The organism is Actinokineospora diospyrosa (genome assembly GCF_024171925.1).
Classification (GTDB): domain Bacteria; phylum Actinomycetota; class Actinomycetes; order Mycobacteriales; family Pseudonocardiaceae; genus Actinokineospora; species Actinokineospora diospyrosa.
The window spans coordinates 165,156-183,028 of the sequence record NZ_JAMTCO010000013.1; the positions used below are offsets into that span (position 1 = coordinate 165,156).

The following is a 17,873-nucleotide window of genomic DNA, read 5'->3' on the forward strand; positions in this document are numbered from 1 at the left end:
TGGCTCGGCGACGCCTGACTCTTCGCCACGACACCAGCGCGACCTATGCCGGTGGTGGTGCTTCAGAGCGCCCTACACCCCCAGGCGGAATACCTCGGCGCGTAGCCAGACGCCGTAGGCTGGCTCGACGAACACGCGAGGTCTGAAGCCAGACACCCGCAGGCCGAGCCGAGTACGACCGTGTAGCCGACGCCGATCGCCAGCGGCCCGAACGCGGCCTGGCTGATCTCGCCCGCCGACCGGGTTGAACAGCAGGTGCGCCTGGCAAGCCTCGGCCTGCACCGGGAAGTTGCCGGGGACCACCGGCGGGTGGTGCGCAGCCGCCGTTCGCACCAGCAAGGTCGATTCCGCCGACAAGGCGCGCTGGGGGGAGCTTCTGCATGTCCAGACCGTGATCCGTCCCCACCTGGTCGGCCAGCCGTGTGCGCAACTCGTCGTACCTGTGGAGCGTTTCGGCCTGACGGCCGCTGCAGTGCAGCGCGAGCATCAACTGCCCGGCCACGCGCTCGTCCCTTTGATAGGTGCCCGCCGACGATGTCAGCTCGGCCAGCAGCGCCGCGTGTTGGCCCAAGCACAGCCGCAGGTCGTGTGGTTTAGTTCCGCCGCCATCCTCGCTGGTCGAGATCGGAGCGCGCTGCCTACCGCATCCAAGGCCGGGGCAGGGACCGCGAGTACCTGACTACCACCCGGATGTGGCTTCCTTGCTCGCCTGAGTAGATCGGATCTAGCGCACACGACGCCTCGCGGACCTTCACACCACGAACAACCAGTTGCCTCACATGCCAGGTCACTACCGATGTCAGCGTTTCGACGAGCACACGCAGTTCGCGAGCCTCGATGTACCCGTCGTCAATCGGGTTCAGGCGCCTCAGGGCACGTGCTGTCTGAGCGGTCCGGCGTACTCCTCCGGGGTGGCCAGACTGGTGGCGGCGAGGGGGTCGGGCTGGAAGTGGGCGATCTCGCTGCGGATGAGACGCACTCTGTTGAGGCGGTGCACGAACTGCTCGCGTGGAAGTCCGGCCCACTCGATGCACCGCCAGTTGATTCCCTTGTCGATGAGGAACCTGTATTCGCCGAAGGTCAGGTCGGCGATCTTGCCGGTCTTCTTCGCCTTGGGTATTTGCCTATCCGGTGTACAACGGTTGTGCGTGCTTGTGGTTGAAGTCCCACACATCGTGGTCTTGGTCAACGAGGGCGCGCAGCGCGGTTCGTGATATCCCGTGGAGCGACCGCAACGCCTCCACCGCTGCCCGCAGCCGACTAGAGCGGTTGCGCATCACCTCCTCATACAACCGCGCTTGCCGGGCAGCCGCCCGGTCCAGGGTGAAGCGCTCGACAACCACCCGGTAGCCCGCCGCCGCCGACTCGCCGAGGAGTTGAGCGTCGTCGAGCAGGGTGGTGAGGATGGCGACGAGGCCGCGCACACTAGATTCCCGGTCGCGGTGGTCGCCGATGCCGTACCAGCCCGTGTAGAGGAAACGCGGTATCGACGCCGTGGACACGAGTTCCCAGAACCCATCCTCGCCTTGGATGATCGTCGGCTTCGCCATCCCCATTGCGCGCAGCGCCGAGTGACCCATGCCGATAACGATGTCCGCCGATCGGTAGAACGGGGTCGGATCCAGGGCCGCACCCGCCATGACGATCCTGGCCCGCCCGCGCGCGGACACCGCCGCTGCGGCGTCGGTCACGACTGCGGCGGCGGGGCCGTCGCCGACGATGACAAGTTCGAGTTCCCGCTGGGGGCTCACCGCGCCTAGTCGGTCGACGGCGGCGATCGCGGCCAGGATCCCCTCCAGCTTGAGGGTCGGGTGCAGCCGCGAGACGATCACGATGGAGGTGGGTCCGGCGGTCCGCGCCCGCGCCGTCTCCCCGGGTTCCGGTCCGAGGTCGACCGGAGGCTCGATCACGGTGACCCGCGCCCGGTGCCTACGGCGCGCCTGCGCGGCGATGGCCGGGGTGCCGACTACCAGCGGCACGTGCGCGGGGAAGAAGTCTGGAACGCTCATCGAGTACACGGTCGACACCACGGGAACACCGCAGGCGACTTGGGCGGCCAGCACAGCGTCGACCGTCGGGCGCCACTCGAAGGCGTGCACGACATCGAACCGGTAGTCGGCAACCAGTGTGGCCAGTTCCCGCACCACGGCGCCCTCCAGCCCCAATCGCGCACTCACCGACCGCGCGAATTGGATTCCCAACGGCTCCAGGAGTGGCACCAGCGGGCCGCCTTGGCCGTAGACCACCACCTCGTGGCCGCGGCGCACCATGGCCCCCGCGAGTTCCATCGCGTTGATGTGGCTGCCGCAGATGCGCAGCCCGGTCGGGTACACCAAGATCCGCAAAGACTCCCCCAGAGAAGCAGCCGTCAGTACCGATGATTGGCTCTGGTCAGGTAGCCGGTACCGTCTCTCGGTGCGCCCCCGCGCCACACCTCGCGGCCGCGCGTCAACAGTTTGAGACCTGCCAGGACAACGGCGATGTCCGGATGGTGCGGGCCCATCCGGACGCGGCCGGACGCGACAGCCCGGCCAAAGAGATCTGCGGCCCGCTGCGTCTCGCCGAGATCCGTGTGGCAGACAGCCAGGTTGTTCAGCGCCTGCACGCTATCCGGGTGCTCTTCGCCGAGCACTGTGGTGCGCCGGTCCAGCACGTTGGCCAACAGCGGCAGCGCTTCCTCGGCGCGGCCCGACCGGAGCAGGTCGATGGCCAGGTCGTTCGCGCATTGGAGCGCAGTGGGATGGTCCGCGCCCAGAACCTCGTCATATAGGCCCAGAACACGTATATGCTCGGCGATCGCGGTCTCAGTGTCGCCCAGCGCCGAGCGGGCCGTGGCGAGGTTCGTCGCCGACTGCAGCGTCTCCGGGTGCCGGGGCCCAGCGCGCGGCGACGCGTCTGGGCTGTCTGGGAGAACATCTTCACCGCCTCCGCGTGGCGCCCGAGCTGGGCGAGGTCCGCGGCGACGCAGTTCTCGGCGATCCAGGTGTGTGGGTGGTCGTCGCCTAGCACCTCGCGGCGCACCATCAGGGCTTCCTCGTCCAACCCGGCTGCGGCTTGCGGGTCACCGGAATTGGCGAGGGCGAGGGCGAGGCCGGTCATCGTGAAGGCAGTCGCCGGGTGCCGAAGCCCCAGGACCCGTCGCCTGCGGTTCAGGGTGTCGCCGAGGAGGTCGACCGCGCGGACCGCGTGCCCCGCCGACACCAGCGCGTGCCCGTAGCCGCTCGCCGACTTTAGCGTTTCCGGCGCGTCCGGTCCCAGCGCGGCCGAGAGGGCGTCGAAGAGCACCCGGTGGGCCTGCATGGACTGCTCGTAGCGGCCGACATCGTCGAGTGCGTTTGCCGTCGTCTCGGTCACTTGCCGCATCTTGGTATCGTTCGCCCCGACGCCGCGGGGCAGTCGACGCAGCACTTCCTGGTCGACCTCCAGCGCACGCTGGTACCGGCCCAGCGCCCGCAACGTGGCCGCGTGCCGGTTCATCGCGGTGAGCACATCGGGCGAATCCTGGCCGAGCACAGGCCGCCACGTCCGCAGCAGCTCCACCAGCAGTTCGTTCGCGGCGAGTAGCTGCCCCCTGGCCAAGGTGTAAGAAGCGACGTTGGTCAACAGGTGGCGGAACCGGTCGGTGCCGATCTCGGCCCGCAAAGCCAGTGCGTGCGGCAGGATGGCCGCGTACCGGGGCCAGTGGGTGGCGTCCTCGGGATCGTCGGGGTCGCCCGCCGCCAGCAACTCGATGGCGGCGCGCACCACGTGGCCGCGGTCGTCGGCGCCAAAACTGCGCAGTATGGCTTCCTGCAGCAGCCGGTGGACCTGGACCGAGTCGTCGGGCCGGGTGGCGAGCGAGGACCGGATGAGTTCGCCTACCACCTCTGTGAAGTCGAGTTCGTCGCGGGCCGCCGACCGCAGCGGTTCCCCGAGTTGCTCGGGGTGTTCCCGGAAGAGCCAGAGAGGGACGGGGTCGGGCGCCAAGGCGGCGCAGATGTCCAGCATCTGCGCGGCGGCGGCCTGTTCGGACCGGAGCCGGTCGAGGAACACCGACCACACTTCATCAAGGCGGTTCTCGTTCCACATCACTTCCCCCTTCGCAAGGATCCGGTGACGATGGGTGCGCAAGAGCCGCAGGTAGTCCCGAGGCGGCAGCTTCCGCGTAGCCATGTACCCGGCTACCTGCGCGAGCGCCAGCGGGAGGTCGCCCAGTTCATCGGCGATCTCGGCCGCCGCGTCCGCATCGAGCCCGTCGAGGCGGGAGCGAAGGAAACGGACTGAGTCCGTTCGGCGGAACACGTCGAGCTCGTACAGCTCGCCCAACCCGTCCCATTCTCGGTGGCGGGTGGTCAGCAGCAGGTTTCCACGTCCCCGCGGCAGGAACCCAGCCACCCGGTCGGGGCGGTCTGCGGCGTCGACCACGACCAGCCAACGGTCGGTGGAGTGCAGGCGCTCGTGCAGCCGCTCGAGCGCGTCGTCGGCGGGAAGGCCGGGCCGCCCGACGCCCAGCCGGTCGGCCAGCGCGAGCAGTTGGTTGACCATCAGGACGGGATCGTGTGCCGAGACCCACCACAGCAGATCGTACTCGTCGTGGTGCAGGTGCGCATATTCGAGCGCGACCTGCGTCTTGCCCGCAGCGCCCATCCCGCAGATCGTCACGAGCCCACCCGAGGGCGTTTTCGCGAGCAGTTGGCCGACACGCTCTAGTTCGATTGTGCGCCCGGAGAAGTGGGGGTTGCGGCGAGGTAAGTTTGACAACCCAAGCCTGGCGCGAGGTGGTCTGTTGTTCGGCCCGTCGATGCCGTGGAAGTGCTGTTCGAGTCGGTGCACGTGTTGGGCCTGCACGACCGCGCCGCTCGCCAAGCCCTCGACCTGGTTCACCGTGCCCGCGTCGGGTGACCGAGAGGTGTCGTCGGACACGTGCGCCTCCTCAAGCTCGGCCGTCGATCTCCGCAGGAGCTTGGTCGACGCCGAGCCTTGCGGACACTCGCGACCGATCATCGCGCAATTGGGGAAGTCATGCCGTGCTTGCCTGCTGACGTTGTTGGGCCGGGGCTCGGCTTCCAAGGACGCGGAGAGACTCGCACTGCGCCACAAGGTGGCCGTTCTGCGCTATACCAACCCACGCCCGTGGCTGGACTGGGCGGACCCGGCAGTGTTCGCGGCCCTGTCTCGGCTGCCTCCGAGGTCGCTGCGGGCTTGCCGGATCGTCACGCCCGTGACGTTGTTGCGGTGGCATCGGAGGCTTGTGGCCGGGAAGTGGCGTCATCCGAAAGCGCCGGGCCGTCCGCCGATCAGCGACGAGGTCGTCGCACTGATCGTCCGCTAGGCGAGGGAGAACTCGACCGGGGGGTGTGGTCCGGATCCAAGGCGAGCTGCGTCGGCTCGGGCATCGTCTCGCCGCTTCGATGATCCGCCGTACCCTTCGCGGCCATCGAATTCCGCCGCGCTTGGTCTGCGGTGACGCGTGGCGCGCGTTCCTGCGTGCCCAGGCTAACGGTCTTCCGGCGATCGACTTCTTCCACGTCGACACCATCTCACTCAAGCGTCTCTACGCGGCGTTCGTCATCGAGCACCGCACCCGTCGCGTCCACCTGCTCGGTATCACCGACCCCCGAACGGAGCCTGGGCAACCCAACTGGCCCGCAACCTCACAACCGATCTTGCCGACACCGGCCAACGTTTCACCCGCCTGATCCGCGACGCGACGCCAAGTTCATTGCGGCCTTTGACGCGGTGTTCACTGCCATCGGCATCCACACGATTCTCACCGCGCCGCAAGCACTACGGATGAACGCGATCGCCGAACGCTGGATCAGCTCGCTGCGACGTGAATGCATCGACCGGCTACTTGTCGCTGGCCAAAGTCAATTTCAGCACGTACTGGGCGTCTACGTCGAGCACTATAAGGCCAACCGCCGCCACCAAGGCCACGACATGAACCTACGAGCACCCAACGACGATCCGAAATTGAATCCCCGGCCTACCCCAACCGGCTGGATCACACGAACACAACGACTCGCGGGACTGCTCAACGCCCTGATGTTCGGCATGCTGCACTGCACAGCCAGCTATGCCGCAGCCCAAGCAGGCGACCGCGACCGCAGCCGCGAACTCCTCGCCGACGCCGCCACCGCCGCGACCCGTCTCGCCGAGGGCAGCCTCCGGCAACGCACACTGCTGGGCAACATCATCAGCTACCGCATCTGCGGTGCCCACGCCCTCGGTGACCCCGCCGCAGGGCTCGCCCACGCCCACACCCACCCACTCGCCTTGATCCCCGCCACCGAACGGCGCGCTCGCGTCCTGGTCGACACCGCGCGCTGCTGGTTCGACCACGGCAGCCCAGAACGGGCTTACCGCGCCCTGCTCGTGGCCGAGCGCACCGCGCCCGGCGAAACCCGCACCCGCACAGCTGTCCGCGACCTCGTCACCGACCTACGACACACACCGCACCAAGACGCCATGCCGCAACTGGCCCAACTCGCCCGCCGCGTCCACGCCGTAGCCTTACCCCCGGCCTACACGCCGGTCCACAGACACTGGTCATGGCGCAGTGCACCCAGGATGCTCGCTCGGCATTGGTACATCAGGCCACCTCCGAAGCGACAATCGTCCGACCCAGTCCACCGACCAGCGCACGATGTCCGTCCCGGACAATGGGTCCAGCGGCCAGCCTATGTCTACCCTGCATGCTTGGAATACTTCACCCTCCGGAATAGAGGCCGCAGGGGCGGGCTCTAGGCAACCGAAACTCCTCGCCTCTCGGTGCTGGATCAAGCGGCGGCCACGTGGGTGCAAGATTAGCGACGGATTGGGTTGAAAGATAATTGAGTGGTCGCGAAAATTGCAGATTTCTGGCCGGATAAGGACTGGTGAATGGGCGAGTGGGTGATGTGATCATCACTCGATCGGCGTTGTTGGGCTGCTGTCGGTAGGTGTACTCCACCAGGTTTGGGCGGTGTCGGTGTATCGGCGCGGCAATGGGGTGGCAGGCGGTTTCGGTCTTGGCGAGCGCTCCCGTGGCTGCGCCATGATGGCCGAGCAAGATCGTGATCGGCGTTCCCCGGAGCTGTGAGGAGAACAAGCCTGTGGCCAAGTACAAGACGTTCTACCAGGTCGGCGGATTCAACGGTGGGTGGAGTCCGGACGGTACGCTGGAGATCAGCATCACCAGCCGCAGCGAGGTGATCGGGGCTTCGGCGCCCGCGACCGGGACGACGGTGACGTGGAGCGGTCCCAAGGGCAACGCGACGGTCACCTTCTTCGACAACGGGGCTACTTTCCAGGGCACGGCCCAGTTCCCCAACGAGGGGCCGATCGGCTACCGGGGAGAGCGCATCTAGCCGTTCCTCCATAGTGGACGGTTAGCGAAGTGGCTGAGTCATGCTCCCGCGCGAGATGGGGTCGCTCGCACGCCAGGATGAGTCTCTTCGGTGTCGACGATGGCCGACCGGTTCCCAAAGGCGAGGAGTGCAGCCAGCCAACCAGTGGGCAGCAGGAGGCGCCAACATGACGCCTCCTGCTGCCCATGCCTCATTCCGCTACCCGCCCTTATTCCACGGCGCACATGACATCGACGGCTGCTCTGTTGGAGGGCGAAGTTCTCGATGAGATCAGACTCGCTTTGCTCCGCATCCCCCAAAGGGCTGATGACGGAGACCACTCGCCGCCACCTGTGGCATAGTCGCACCAGACCGACCCGACCTCGGCGCCGTCGTGCGCAGCCCGGTTACGACGATCAACAGCCTTCCGGAGTTCCCCAACTCGTAGCTCCAATGAGCGTCGGCATCTTCGCCAAGAAGCCTCGTTATGTCGTTCAGGAGCCTCCCCATTGTGTGTCCTTGAGGTCGGGTGGAACCCGTTGCGCAGTCATGCCTGTAGTCGGGCACGGTCAGCTCGGCGGTGCGCGCGGCGCCACTGGGCTCTGCGGTGGCTTCCAGCACCAGAACGTCCCATCCCACGTCGGCCAGGATGTTCGCGGCCACCAGCCCGTTCGGCCCCCTGCCGACTACCACCGTGTGCGCCGCCTCCAGAACCCGATCATTCGCCGCACTTCGCGTTGGCGTCGTCAGCCCGGCTCGCCGATGAGAAGCCGAACGGTCCCTCACGCTCGGATTGATCCCCGATCGGATCGCCGACCTGGAGATCATCACCTCCGAACTGGTCGCCAACAGCCCGGTCCACGCGGGTGGTAGCTGCCGCGGTACACATCCCCGCCAGGACACCTAGGCGGGCATGGGCTCCCGTTGGTCCACCAACTCGCAGATCTCGTCCACCCCTAGGGCTTCTCGGAAAGTGCATTTCGCTTGTTGCGGTTGTGCGCCCGAGGCAGGCGACTGAATCGCCTGGGCGGGGGACAGGCTAGCGAGGCGTCAACTCTCCGTCGTGTGCGTGCGTTGGGCGGACCAGCCCACCGCACCTAAGGCGATCCAGGCGGCGCCTGCCACCACGGCCTGCCAGCCCGCCGCGGGTTCGCGCAGGAAGCCGAGCGCGTCGGGGAACGTCCGGGCCAAGCCGCTCAGTGCCAGGCCCGCGCCGCCCAGTGCGCAGGCCACGGCGACCATCGGGAGGCGGTACCGCTGGACGGCCAGGCCGGTGAGGAATCCGGTGGCGGCCACGAACAGGACGGCCAGGACGATGTCGGTGCCCTGGAAGAGGCCGACTAGCTTGACCCCGATGATGGCGCCGGCGAGCGCGCCGACGAAGAACAGCCCGGTTCGGAACACCAGGACGACCAGTACCCAGGCCAGCGCCGCCACGGCGACCGCGATGATCACTGCGGCACCCGGGCCAGCGTCGAACGGCTCGGCCAACAGCCACCCCAGTGCCAAGCCCGACGCGATCACGGCGAGGTGTAGTGAGCGGACCCCGAGGAAGCACAGGACGACTCCCACCGCTATGACGACCACTCCGGACACGTCCACCGGTCTCACCTCCTCGATCTCGCCCGCCTGTGGTCAGCGCCCATCGCGAACGTCTCGCCTCGGTCCGCACCACGCCGGGGTCATCCGTCTGTCGGGCGGGCGCGGACGGCTTCGACGGCGGTGATGGCGCCGAGCACGATCAAGCTCACGCCGAGGGCCAACTCCAGTGCGGCCAGCGAGATCCCCGGCTGGAGCAGGACGTAGCCGCCCGCGACCGCGCTCAGCACGCCCAACGCGACCGACCACCCACGACCCTCACCACCCCGGTCGCCGAGCGCGGCCACCACCGCCAGGACACCGCCGACCAACCACCACGAGCCCACCAGAACCGCGAACAACGCCAAGGTCTGCGACGGGGATCGCAGACACAGCAAGCCAACCAGGAGCGAGAACGCGCCAAGTACACCGAGTAGCACCCGCCCGCCCCCGGACTCCGAGCCGTCAGTGATCGCCTGCAGCACCCGCACCACACCGTTGGCGAGCAGGGTGATGGCGAACAGCAGCGCCAAGAGCACCAGCGAGGCCTCCGGCCAGACAAGCGCGGCGATCCCCACCCCGACCATCAACACACCGTTGAGCACCCCCAAGCCCCGGCTCGACCCGGCACCGATCACCCGGCGTGGGCCGCCGACCGGGTCCACCCGCACCCCTGGCACCCCCGCGGCCACGGCTCGCTCCTCGCTCACGCGTCTCGACCTCCCTCGTCGGATGCGGCCAGCGTGCTGGTGATCTACCGGCGGGCGGATCACCCAGAACGGGCGGACCTCTCCAGCGTTGACCGACGTGGTCGAACCTGCGCAGGCCATGGGGTGGCTCCTGGGGTACGAACGCTTGTGTTCGCCGCCAAGCACGTCTCGACGACGTGCGCACCTGTGCGTATCGGCCTGGAGTCCACAACGGACATCAACGCTCCACCGCTGTCGGTGCCGGTTGAGCTGCCCTGATAGCGGCGTAGCAGCGGAAAGGAGCTCGCGAGTGAGTCAGGCACCAAGGGCGTTCTGGATGGCATGGCGCCGAACCAATGGGCTTCGAACCGGCGGGGACCGAGGTGCCTATCGTCCGCTGTGGTTGAGGACGTTGCCGTTGACGCAATGGTTGGTCGTGTTCCCGCTCCACTCGCCACCGACCGGGACGACCGCGAGCTCCTGGAAGCACACAGACGCAGCGCTGAAGTTCCAGTTGTTCGCCGCGTTCACACCAACACCGAAGTTGAGGTCAACCCCACCGTCGGCGAGCGCGGACCCCGCCGTGGCCACCGAGGCTGCCACCGCGACCAGCAGTCCACCCACGACTCGGGACAACACAGTCACAAGAATCTCCTCTCAATAGGACTGGCGGCGCCACACTATTGGGGTTTCGGCGGCCTTCTGGTTGCGCGACGCACAGGAGTAGCCCGATCGTGTGAGCTCTGACAAGGTGACTAACAGTCGTTGTTCACACACTTCAGGTAACTATCGTTGGTTTGCGCGCACCCTGCACGCCTCAGTTCGACCAGTGCGTTCACCGAGACCGCCGCCTAAACCACGCGGTCGCCCGGGCGGTGCCGCTGGGAACGTCACCTGAGTTCCCACCGCCATCCGTTCCCCCACCTCGAAGCGCTGTGTGGTCAGAGAAGAAGATGTTGTGCTGCGGGGCAGGATGTCCGCCGTGCGGTACCGGGCCCCGGTACCGCACGGCAGATGCCCTGGCTAGCAGCCGATCCGGGTATCGCCGGTGTCGGTGGTGCAGGTGTCGGTGCCCAGGCCGCCGTTGGCGGTGTCGCCGCCGACGCCGTCGTGGACGTCGATGGTGTCGTTGCCGAGGCTGCCGCTCATGGAGTCCGTGCCGTCGTGGTCGATGAGGGTGTCGTTGCCGTTCTGGCCGTCGAGGGTGTCGTTGCCCGGACCGCCGTGGATGGTGTCGGCGCCGTTGTCGAACAGGTGCAGGAGCAGGTCGAGGATGGTCTCGCCGTAGGTGCTGTCGTCCCCGGTGCCCGCGTAGATGGTGTCGTTGCCGTTGCCACCGCTCACGACGTCGTCGCCCGCGCCCGCGTAGATGGTGTCGTCGCCGTTGCCGCCGTTGATCGAGTCCTCGCCGCCGAGGCCGCAGATCACGTCGGCGGCGTTGGTCCCGATCAGCGTGTCGTTGCCTGGTGTGCCGGTGATGGTGCAGCCGAGGGAGTTGGTGATGCTCGTGGACTGGGCGGCGGTGTTGTTGCCCCCCGCAGAGTCGGGCTCCGCGGCCGAGACGGTGGCGGTGGCGGTGGCCGTGCCGGTGGCCGACGGGGTGACCGTGATGGTCGCGGTCGCGGAACTGGGGGCGGTGATCGCGCCGAGGGCGCAGGACACAGTCAGGGCGCTGACCGTGCAGGAGCCCTGGGAGGTGGTGACGGAGTTGATCGTCACCGGACCGGTCAGGGTGGTGGACGTGGTGACCGCGGTGGCGTTGGACGGTCCGGCGTTGGCGGCGGTGACGGTATAGGTGAACGGGTCGCCGCCCAGTGCCACGGGGTCGGCGGAGTCGGTCACGGAGACCGACAGATCGGCGTCGACGTAGGTGAACCGGTCGGCGGCCGAGGTGGCACTGGTGCCGGTCGGGGTGGTGACGGTGACGTCGACCGTCCCGGCCGCGCCCGCGGGCGCCACCGCGGTGATGGTCGTGCTGTTCACGACGGTGAACGAGGTCGCGGGGATCGCGCCGAAGCGGACCGCGGTGGCGTTGGCGAGGTCGGCGCCGGTCACGGTGACGGCGGTGCCGCCCGTGGTCGGGCCGCTGCTCGGGCTGACCGTGGTGACCTGGGGCTGGATCACCTGGGTGGTGACCACGCCGAACGGGCCGGAGCCGACCGGGATGGTGGCGGTCACCGTGTTCGTGGCGGTGTCGATGGTGGCCACCGAGGAGGCGCCGTTGTTGGTGGCGAACACGGTCGCGCCGTCGGCGGTGATGGTGATCCGGCTGGGGTTGCTGCCGACCGGGATGGTCGAGGTCAGGGTGTTGGTGGCCGTGGAGATCACCGAGACCGTGTCGGGGCCGATGTTCGCGACGTAGACGCGGCTGCCGTCGGGGGAGGCAACCACACCGGCGGAGATGGCGCTCGCGCCGAGGGCGAGGGTGCCGGTGACCGTGTTGGTCGCGGTGTCGACCACGACCACGACGCCGCCGCGGTGCGCGACGTAGAGCCGGGAGCCGTCCGGGGTGACGGCCTGGCCCGTCGGCCGCGCCTGCCCGGTGCCGATCGTCGCGGTGACCGTGGTGGTGGCGACGTCGAGCACCGACACGGAGGAGGACAGGTTGTTGCTCACGTAGGCGGTGGCGCCATCGGGGCTGATGGCCACCGTCGAGGGAGACGACCCGACCGCGGCGGTCGCGATCACCGTGTTCGTGCTCGTGTCGATCGTCGAGACCGAGTTGCCGCCGTTGTTGACGACCACGATCCGCGTGCCGTCCGGGGTGATCGCGAGCCCCGAGGAGGTGGAGCTCAGCGGGATGGTGGCCACCGTGCTCGCGGTCCCGGTATCGATCACCGAGATACCGCCCGCGAACTGGGTGACGTACACGCGCGAGCCGTCCGGCGTGGCGACCAGTTCCAGGGGCGAGGCGCCGACGACGATGGTCGAGACCGTGGCAGCGGTCACGGTGTCGTACACGGTGACCGTGTTGCCACCGCTGTTGGCCACGTAGGCGAACTGGTGGGTGACGACCGGCGCTGCGGCCGCCGGTTGCGTGGCGACGGCGACCAACCCCGCCGACACCACGGACACACCCACCGCCAAGGCCGCTCTTCGCCGCCACCCGGGCCTGCGGGGAGGCGCCTGTGAGAACGCGACATTCATGAGTTGGTATCCCTTCACGGGGTCCAAGTCCGCCCCGAACCACCCGGATCGAGCGGCCATCTGGCGGACACAATCGCGGATATGGGGCACGTCGGTATGGTGGGGCAGCCGACCGGGCATCGGCTCCGACAGCGACATCGGAGCGCGGCCAGCCCGATCGGGATCTTCATCCACCTTGTCGAACACTCTCTCCTGTAATGGCCGGAGAAATGGCAGGGGGCTGGCGTGTCGGTACTTCCGAACTGTCCATGTAGGACGAAGAGCTGCTTCAACTGCGTCGTCCATCATGGGCGGGATTGATGCCGGAGGTCAAGACGAGCCCGGTCGAACAAAGGGGTGACGCTGCCTCGGCAATGGAGTGACCGGGTGGCGAAATCGACCAGACCATTGATGCGGGTGGACTCCGCTTACTGCAATCGCATGTCGTCAACCTGCCCGTCGGAAGGGGCAAGATGTGTGGGACCTCGTGGCGGTGATGAACCACCGGTCACCCTCGGCTCAGGGTGATCAGGCAGCACAGACCGCGTGCGTGGTTTCGGACGCGTCCGCGGATCACCCGATGGATGCCATGGTCACCCGGTCAGCTCCGACCGCGGACATGGCCGCTACCGGGGTTGCTGTGCCACCGGCGGGTCGGTTTGCGCAGGCTCTGCGCGTGAGAGGTTGGGCCGGTGGATGTGCGTGCCAGGAACAACGTGGTCGAGACCGGCAAGCGGGCCGGGCCGGTGGTTGTGCCGGCGCACGGGTTCGGCTGTGACCAGAACCTGTGGCGGTTGGTCGTGCCGGTGCTCGCCCGAGACCACCGGGGTGGTGCTGTTCGATCACATCGGCGCCGGGCGTGCCGAGGTCGCGGCGTGGGACCCGGATCGCTACGCCACGCTCGACGGCTGGCCGTGACCGGGCACTGCCCGCAGCTCAGTACCCCGGAGGTCACCGCCGAGGCGATCCTGTCCTTCACCGCCGACCTGCGGTGATGGCCTCGGTGGGATGCGAACCGGAGGCGGGCGGCGCAGAGGACGGGGCCCGACGTGGGAACGGGCGACGCGGAGTTCTCCGCGTTGCTGGAGGACGACGTCGCGGAGCTGTACGTGGTGTTCGCAACAGCCGTGATCGTCGCCAGAACCACACCGCTTCGAGTCACCGCAGTGGCGGGTGGCGATGGGCGCACGGCCAAAACGGCTACCCTGGCAAGGGGACAGATCAGATCGCGTTTTACACCGTCACCTCGAACTTGCTCGCTGAGCGACCGTCACGCATCGACACATTGGGAGCGGACAGGGCTGCTTGTGGAAGTCGATTGACGACAGGGTTCCCCGAGCCAGAGCTATGGGCTCGGGGAACCCCACTAAAACTCCTGAGCGCCGCGACGGCCAACTACCAGGCCTTGTGCCAGTAGATGGCGTTCATAGCCGCACGGATCGGAGCGGCGCCGTTGCGGTTGTGACGCCAACCGGAACGGTCGCCGTTTCGGTAGTTCATGCGGAACCCCCCGGTCGTTGTGGTGCGCAGGTCGCTATGACCGAGGAGACCGTTCCAGGCGTAGCGGACGAGGTGTTGAGCATCGACGCCTACTGGGCCGACAACGCTGTCGAAGTACGAGGAAATCAGCGTCCAATCGGTGCCCTGTTCGGCCTGCGGCAGGGTGGGCCCAAGCCGGTTCAGGAATCTCGAAGGGCGGGTGGTCGGGATCTGTGACTTCCAACAGGATCGCGCCGGTACCGTTGGGCGCCACGGCCAGTGTTCGCCCGTCTGGTGACCACGCCGCGGGCGTGCCGTTCGGTATCCGGGCGGGCAGTCTCGGCCAAGACCGGATCAAAACCTGGTCGCCCTCAACTACCGAGACCTGGGCCCTCCGCCCACGACGAGCCGTTCTCCCGCCTGCTGGAGTCCATCGTGGACGACCTGACCCTAGAGGACATCGGCGTACTGACCGTCGAACGAGACTAGTTCGTCCCGCCACGCTCGTCGGGCGCGCCAGTCCCGCCACTGTTCCCAACGGCCCCTGCGAAGACACCCACGGCCTCAGCCTCCTGTCGCTGTGCGCCAGGACCCTGCTGCAAGGCATCAACCGCAAGCTTGACGTGGGTCAGTGGAACGACTGAGCCAGTGAACTTGTGCGGTAGGGCGGCAGGGGAATCGTGGGCGGTGGCGGTACAGGAGCGTGGTCAGTCGAGGGCGTCCACGGTGCCCGGTATGCCCTAGCCGATGGTGAAGGTGAGGCTGTCGGGTTCTGGCTTCAGTGTCTCGTAGTAGTTCCGGTCGAGGAAGGTCAGGGTGTAAGTCCCGGTGGCGGGTAGGTCGAGTTGGGTGGCGATGGCCAGTCGCGTGCGGGTTGGGGCGTCTGGGTAGAGGGCGACGTTGGCTGTGCTGTCGAATCGAAGGGTGCGGCCGTCTTGGTGTCGGGTGAGGGTGAAGTTCTCGGTGCCGAGGCCCAGGCCGCCCCTGCCGGGGGCGCCGGTCAGGTCGAAGTAGATCTTCAGCGAGCCCTTGCCCCGGTCGAGGCCGCCCGCCCACGGTCGGTCGAAGTCGGAGCCGCCGCCCTGGGCTTGGTCGTGGCTGCCTTCGGCGTAGAGGGCGGCGTCGAGCCGGAACAGGCTGTTGTAGCGGAAAGTGAGGTGGAGCCTGCCGGATTCGAGGCTTTGCTTGCTCAAGGTGACCGGCAGCGGCCCGTGCGGTACGGAAGGTCGCTGCCCGGACAGCGACACCGTGCTCGGTGCGGCGTGGTTGGACACCAGGAACTCGAGCGTCGCTTCCGCCCAGGAAAAGTCTTCGCGGACAAAGAAGGTGTAGACGACCGGAACCGCGGTGCCTCTGGGGAAGGAAGCGGACTTGTTCGTGCCGCCCCCATCCACCGCGTTCCCGTAGCGGACCTGAGCGGCCGGTGGCGAGGAGCTGGCCTCGCCCCACAGTTGGTTCTGCACCTCGGTTCGGACCTCCAGCGTCGGCTGGCCACCCGAGAGGAAGGTTCGCGCTGATTCGACCTGGATCATGAAGCCCCGGGCCAGCACGGTGGTGCCGAGATCCTGCGTGCGCTGGTCGAAGACCGGGCGGGACGAGGTCCCCGATTCCGTCGGCTTGGTCGCCCCCGTCGTGGTCGGATCCAGTGGTGCCGACGATGTGGTGCCCTCGGTCACGGTCGGCACGGGCTCCGTGGGTTCGATGTACGTCGAGGACGTGGCCGCGTCCATGGTCGGTCGGTCGGGGGTTCCGTTGGCTACGAACCACACGGTCGACACGCCGGTCACGGCCACGGCTGCCACGGCGAGGGCCTTCCAGCCGACCACGTGCGTGCCGTGCCCCGCTGCTTGACCCGGGGACGATGTGGCGGGCTCGGGAGAATGGGGTCGCGCGGTGAGTTGTCCCGTCGCCCACAGCTGCAACACCGTGTCCGCCAGCATCCGCCCGGCCTCGACCGCCACCCCGAGCACGGCTCCCCGCGCGCCCCAACGCCCGGCCGCCGCAAGAGCGGGGCTGAGGGCGCGGGCCAGCTTCTCGACCACGGCGGGCCGATCTTGCCGCAACGCTTCTCGCGCGGCGTGCTCCAACAGAGCAGCGTCGGCGAGCACGCTCTCGGTGTCCGATCCGTGCTCGTCCACCCACTCCGCCAGGTGGTCCACCATTCGGGCCTGGAACTGCCCCGCCGGGATCACCGTTTGCACCAGCCGGGACAGCGACGGCAGGAGGCGCACGTGCGCTCCGGTGGTGTCAAGCAATCCCGCGCGCCGGAGGGCGTTCAGACCGAGCTCCGCTTGGCGGTGGCCGACGGTGCCGGACACGTGTTGCCGTGTCATCGGTGTGGGGACGGCGGCCAACTGGCTCAGGACTTCTCTCGCCTCGGGTGCCAGGCTCCGCACCAGTGCTGCGACCAGCGACGAGCGCGCTGCGGTTCCGCCTGTCAGCCAGGCCGCGAGTGCGTCGGGGGTGAAGGTGCCTTGGTCGAGCAGGCTTGCCGCGATCGTCAGGTCACCCGGGTGACCAGCCAGCGCCGCGGCGATCCGACGCAGCGCATCGGTGGACTCCCCGCCGTTCGACAGCACCGACACCGCAGCGGTGTCGGACAACCCGCCCAGCACGACGGCCGGTTCGTCCGCGGTCGTCATGGCGGCGACGACCGCGGATCGGGGCATCGCCTTGGTCAGGACGGCGGGCTTGTGCGCGTCGGCGTCGTCGACGAACACCAGGACGCGTGCGTCGCCGAGCAGATCGGACAGGAGTTCGGCGTCGACGAGCACGGGCTCGTCGGTGAGGTACAGTGCGTCGAGCACCGCTTGGCCGAGGTCGTCGGGGTGGATGCCGCCGCCGTCGAGGTGAATGACCCCATCGGGAAACTCGGTGGTCCAGTCCTCGTGCGCCAAGGTGCGCAACAGCGTGGTGCGGCCGGCTCCGGGTTCGCCCGCGATCATGATGTGCTTGCCTGGCGCGATATTCATCCGCACGGCAAGGGATTCGTCGGTGCGGCCGTGCATCGTGGTGGGGCGGGGCACCTGCGGATGGACCGGTCGGGGCCACGGGCGCAGGGTTGTCGGAGACCGCCGGTCATCGGTGACGTCGAGCACGAGGCCGCCACCGAGCGACACGCTGAGCCGCCCCGGGATCTGGTGTGGCGCGATACCCAGTTCGTACCACGCCGTGGCGATATCCAGTGCGAACACGAAAGGACGCTCGAGCTGTTCTTGTCCGGCCGCGACGGCTTGGTCGAAGGTCAGCAGACCCTGTACCCGTCCGCGACCTTCCGGGACCGACTCGGGTAAGTCCTCGGTGAACGCGAAACCGGTGCACTCCAGAGGGATCAGCTCCTCGGAGTCGATCAGATGCCGCAGCACTTCCTGGTCCTGCAGTGCTCGTGTCCACCGAGAACCGTCGCCCAGTAGCGTGCGATCAACCCGCCCATGCTGTGCGCGAGGACGATGACCTTCGCGTCACGCGCGCCGCTGTACTCCCGCCAGGTGGGGAGAGCGCGGCGCACGAACCGGTCCAACTGCCCGGCGATCACACGCAGGTCACAGCGCCAGTCGTACGGGAACGGGACGAAGTTCGCGGGCGCGGTCCCCCGGGATTGACCTCGGCGACCGCGAACGTGCTGGCTAAAGTGTACGTCCGTCCGGCGGGTTCCCGGAGCGGTTGGTACACCATCGGGTACGTCCAGGTTCCC

At 68.0% G+C, this 17,873-nt stretch carries 14 protein-coding genes and 2 pseudogenes; 4 read left to right on the forward strand and 12 right to left on the reverse strand.

Annotation, left to right across the window (positions count from 1 at the left end; translation table 11 throughout):
- Positions 1–43 precede the first annotated feature (43 nt).
- From LV75_RS35925 to fxsT, 5 genes and pseudogenes are all read right to left on the reverse strand, one after another.
- A complete protein-coding gene (locus LV75_RS35925; protein WP_372504227.1) occupies positions 44–625 on the reverse strand; it encodes a BTAD domain-containing putative transcriptional regulator in 582 nt (193 codons plus the stop codon).
- Positions 626–868: 243 nt separating this feature from the next.
- Positions 869–1,189 (reverse strand): hypothetical protein, encoded by a 321-nt coding sequence (locus LV75_RS25655; protein WP_253889685.1) that lies wholly within the window; start codon positions 1,187–1,189, stop codon positions 869–871.
- Positions 1,125–2,345 (reverse strand): glycosyltransferase family 4 protein, encoded by a 1,221-nt coding sequence (locus tag LV75_RS25660; RefSeq protein WP_253889575.1) that lies wholly within the window; start codon positions 2,343–2,345, stop codon positions 1,125–1,127. The genes LV75_RS25655 and LV75_RS25660 overlap by 65 nt, the downstream gene beginning before the upstream one ends.
- A 23-nt stretch (positions 2,346–2,368) precedes the next feature.
- Positions 2,369–2,983, reverse strand: a complete 615-nt coding sequence (locus tag LV75_RS35930) for a tetratricopeptide repeat protein (protein ID WP_372504228.1) — start codon at positions 2,981–2,983, stop codon at positions 2,369–2,371.
- A pseudogene (fxsT, locus tag LV75_RS25665) lies at positions 2,884–4,983 on the reverse strand (FxSxx-COOH system tetratricopeptide repeat protein); the annotation flags it as partial. The gene LV75_RS35930 and the pseudogene fxsT, both read right to left, overlap by 100 nt.
- Before the next feature lie 407 nt (positions 4,984–5,390).
- On the opposite strand from fxsT, the gene LV75_RS25670 reads away from it, so the two are divergent.
- The 3 genes from LV75_RS25670 (at position 5,391) to LV75_RS25680 (ending at position 7,328) form a co-directional block, all read left to right on the forward strand.
- A complete protein-coding gene (locus LV75_RS25670; protein ID WP_253889577.1) occupies positions 5,391–5,678 on the forward strand; it encodes a hypothetical protein in 288 nt (95 codons plus the stop codon).
- 40 nt (positions 5,679–5,718) lie between these two features.
- Positions 5,719–6,726, forward strand: a complete 1,008-nt coding sequence (locus tag LV75_RS25675) for an integrase core domain-containing protein (protein WP_253889578.1) — start codon at positions 5,719–5,721, stop codon at positions 6,724–6,726.
- A gap of 347 nt (positions 6,727–7,073) precedes the next feature.
- Complete coding sequence (locus tag LV75_RS25680) at positions 7,074–7,328, forward strand: hypothetical protein (protein ID WP_204456432.1); 255 nt, start codon at positions 7,074–7,076, stop codon at positions 7,326–7,328.
- Between the two features lie 525 nt (positions 7,329–7,853).
- On the opposite strand, the pseudogene LV75_RS36000 reads toward LV75_RS25680, so the two are convergent.
- The 5 genes and pseudogenes from LV75_RS36000 to LV75_RS25705 form a co-directional block, all read right to left on the reverse strand.
- Positions 7,854–8,018, reverse strand: a pseudogene (locus LV75_RS36000) (NAD(P)-binding protein); the annotation flags it as partial.
- A 339-nt stretch (positions 8,019–8,357) separates the two neighbouring features.
- Positions 8,358–8,909 carry a hypothetical protein gene (locus tag LV75_RS25690; RefSeq protein ID WP_253889579.1) on the reverse strand — a complete coding sequence of 184 codons (552 nt, stop codon included), beginning with the start codon at positions 8,907–8,909 and terminating at the stop codon, positions 8,358–8,360.
- A gap of 80 nt (positions 8,910–8,989) precedes the next feature.
- Positions 8,990–9,595 (reverse strand): HdeD family acid-resistance protein, encoded by a 606-nt coding sequence (locus tag LV75_RS25695; protein ID WP_253889580.1) that lies wholly within the window; start codon positions 9,593–9,595, stop codon positions 8,990–8,992.
- A gap of 366 nt (positions 9,596–9,961) precedes the next feature.
- Entirely contained in the window at positions 9,962–10,219 is a 258-nt protein-coding gene (locus LV75_RS25700; RefSeq protein WP_253889581.1) for a hypothetical protein, read from the reverse strand.
- A gap of 378 nt (positions 10,220–10,597) precedes the next feature.
- Positions 10,598–12,655 carry an IPT/TIG domain-containing protein gene (locus LV75_RS25705; protein WP_253889582.1) on the reverse strand — a complete coding sequence of 686 codons (2,058 nt, stop codon included), beginning with the start codon at positions 12,653–12,655 and terminating at the stop codon, positions 10,598–10,600.
- 1,581 nt (positions 12,656–14,236) lie between these two features.
- Between LV75_RS25705 and LV75_RS25710 the strand changes: the two genes are divergently transcribed.
- Complete coding sequence (locus LV75_RS25710) at positions 14,237–14,416, forward strand: hypothetical protein (RefSeq protein WP_253889583.1); 180 nt, start codon at positions 14,237–14,239, stop codon at positions 14,414–14,416.
- 503 nt (positions 14,417–14,919) lie between these two features.
- Here the strand turns inward: LV75_RS25710 and LV75_RS25715 are convergent.
- Together LV75_RS25715 and LV75_RS35125 are read right to left on the reverse strand one after the other, a co-directional pair.
- Positions 14,920–17,544 carry an ATP-binding protein gene (locus LV75_RS25715; protein ID WP_253889584.1) on the reverse strand — a complete coding sequence of 875 codons (2,625 nt, stop codon included), beginning with the start codon at positions 17,542–17,544 and terminating at the stop codon, positions 14,920–14,922.
- Positions 17,529–17,867: an esterase/lipase family protein gene (locus LV75_RS35125; RefSeq protein ID WP_301319819.1), complete on the reverse strand. Its 339-nt coding sequence runs from the start codon at positions 17,865–17,867 to the stop codon at positions 17,529–17,531. Before LV75_RS35125 ends, LV75_RS25715 begins: the two co-directional genes overlap by 16 nt.
- Positions 17,868–17,873: the final 6 nt, after the last annotated feature.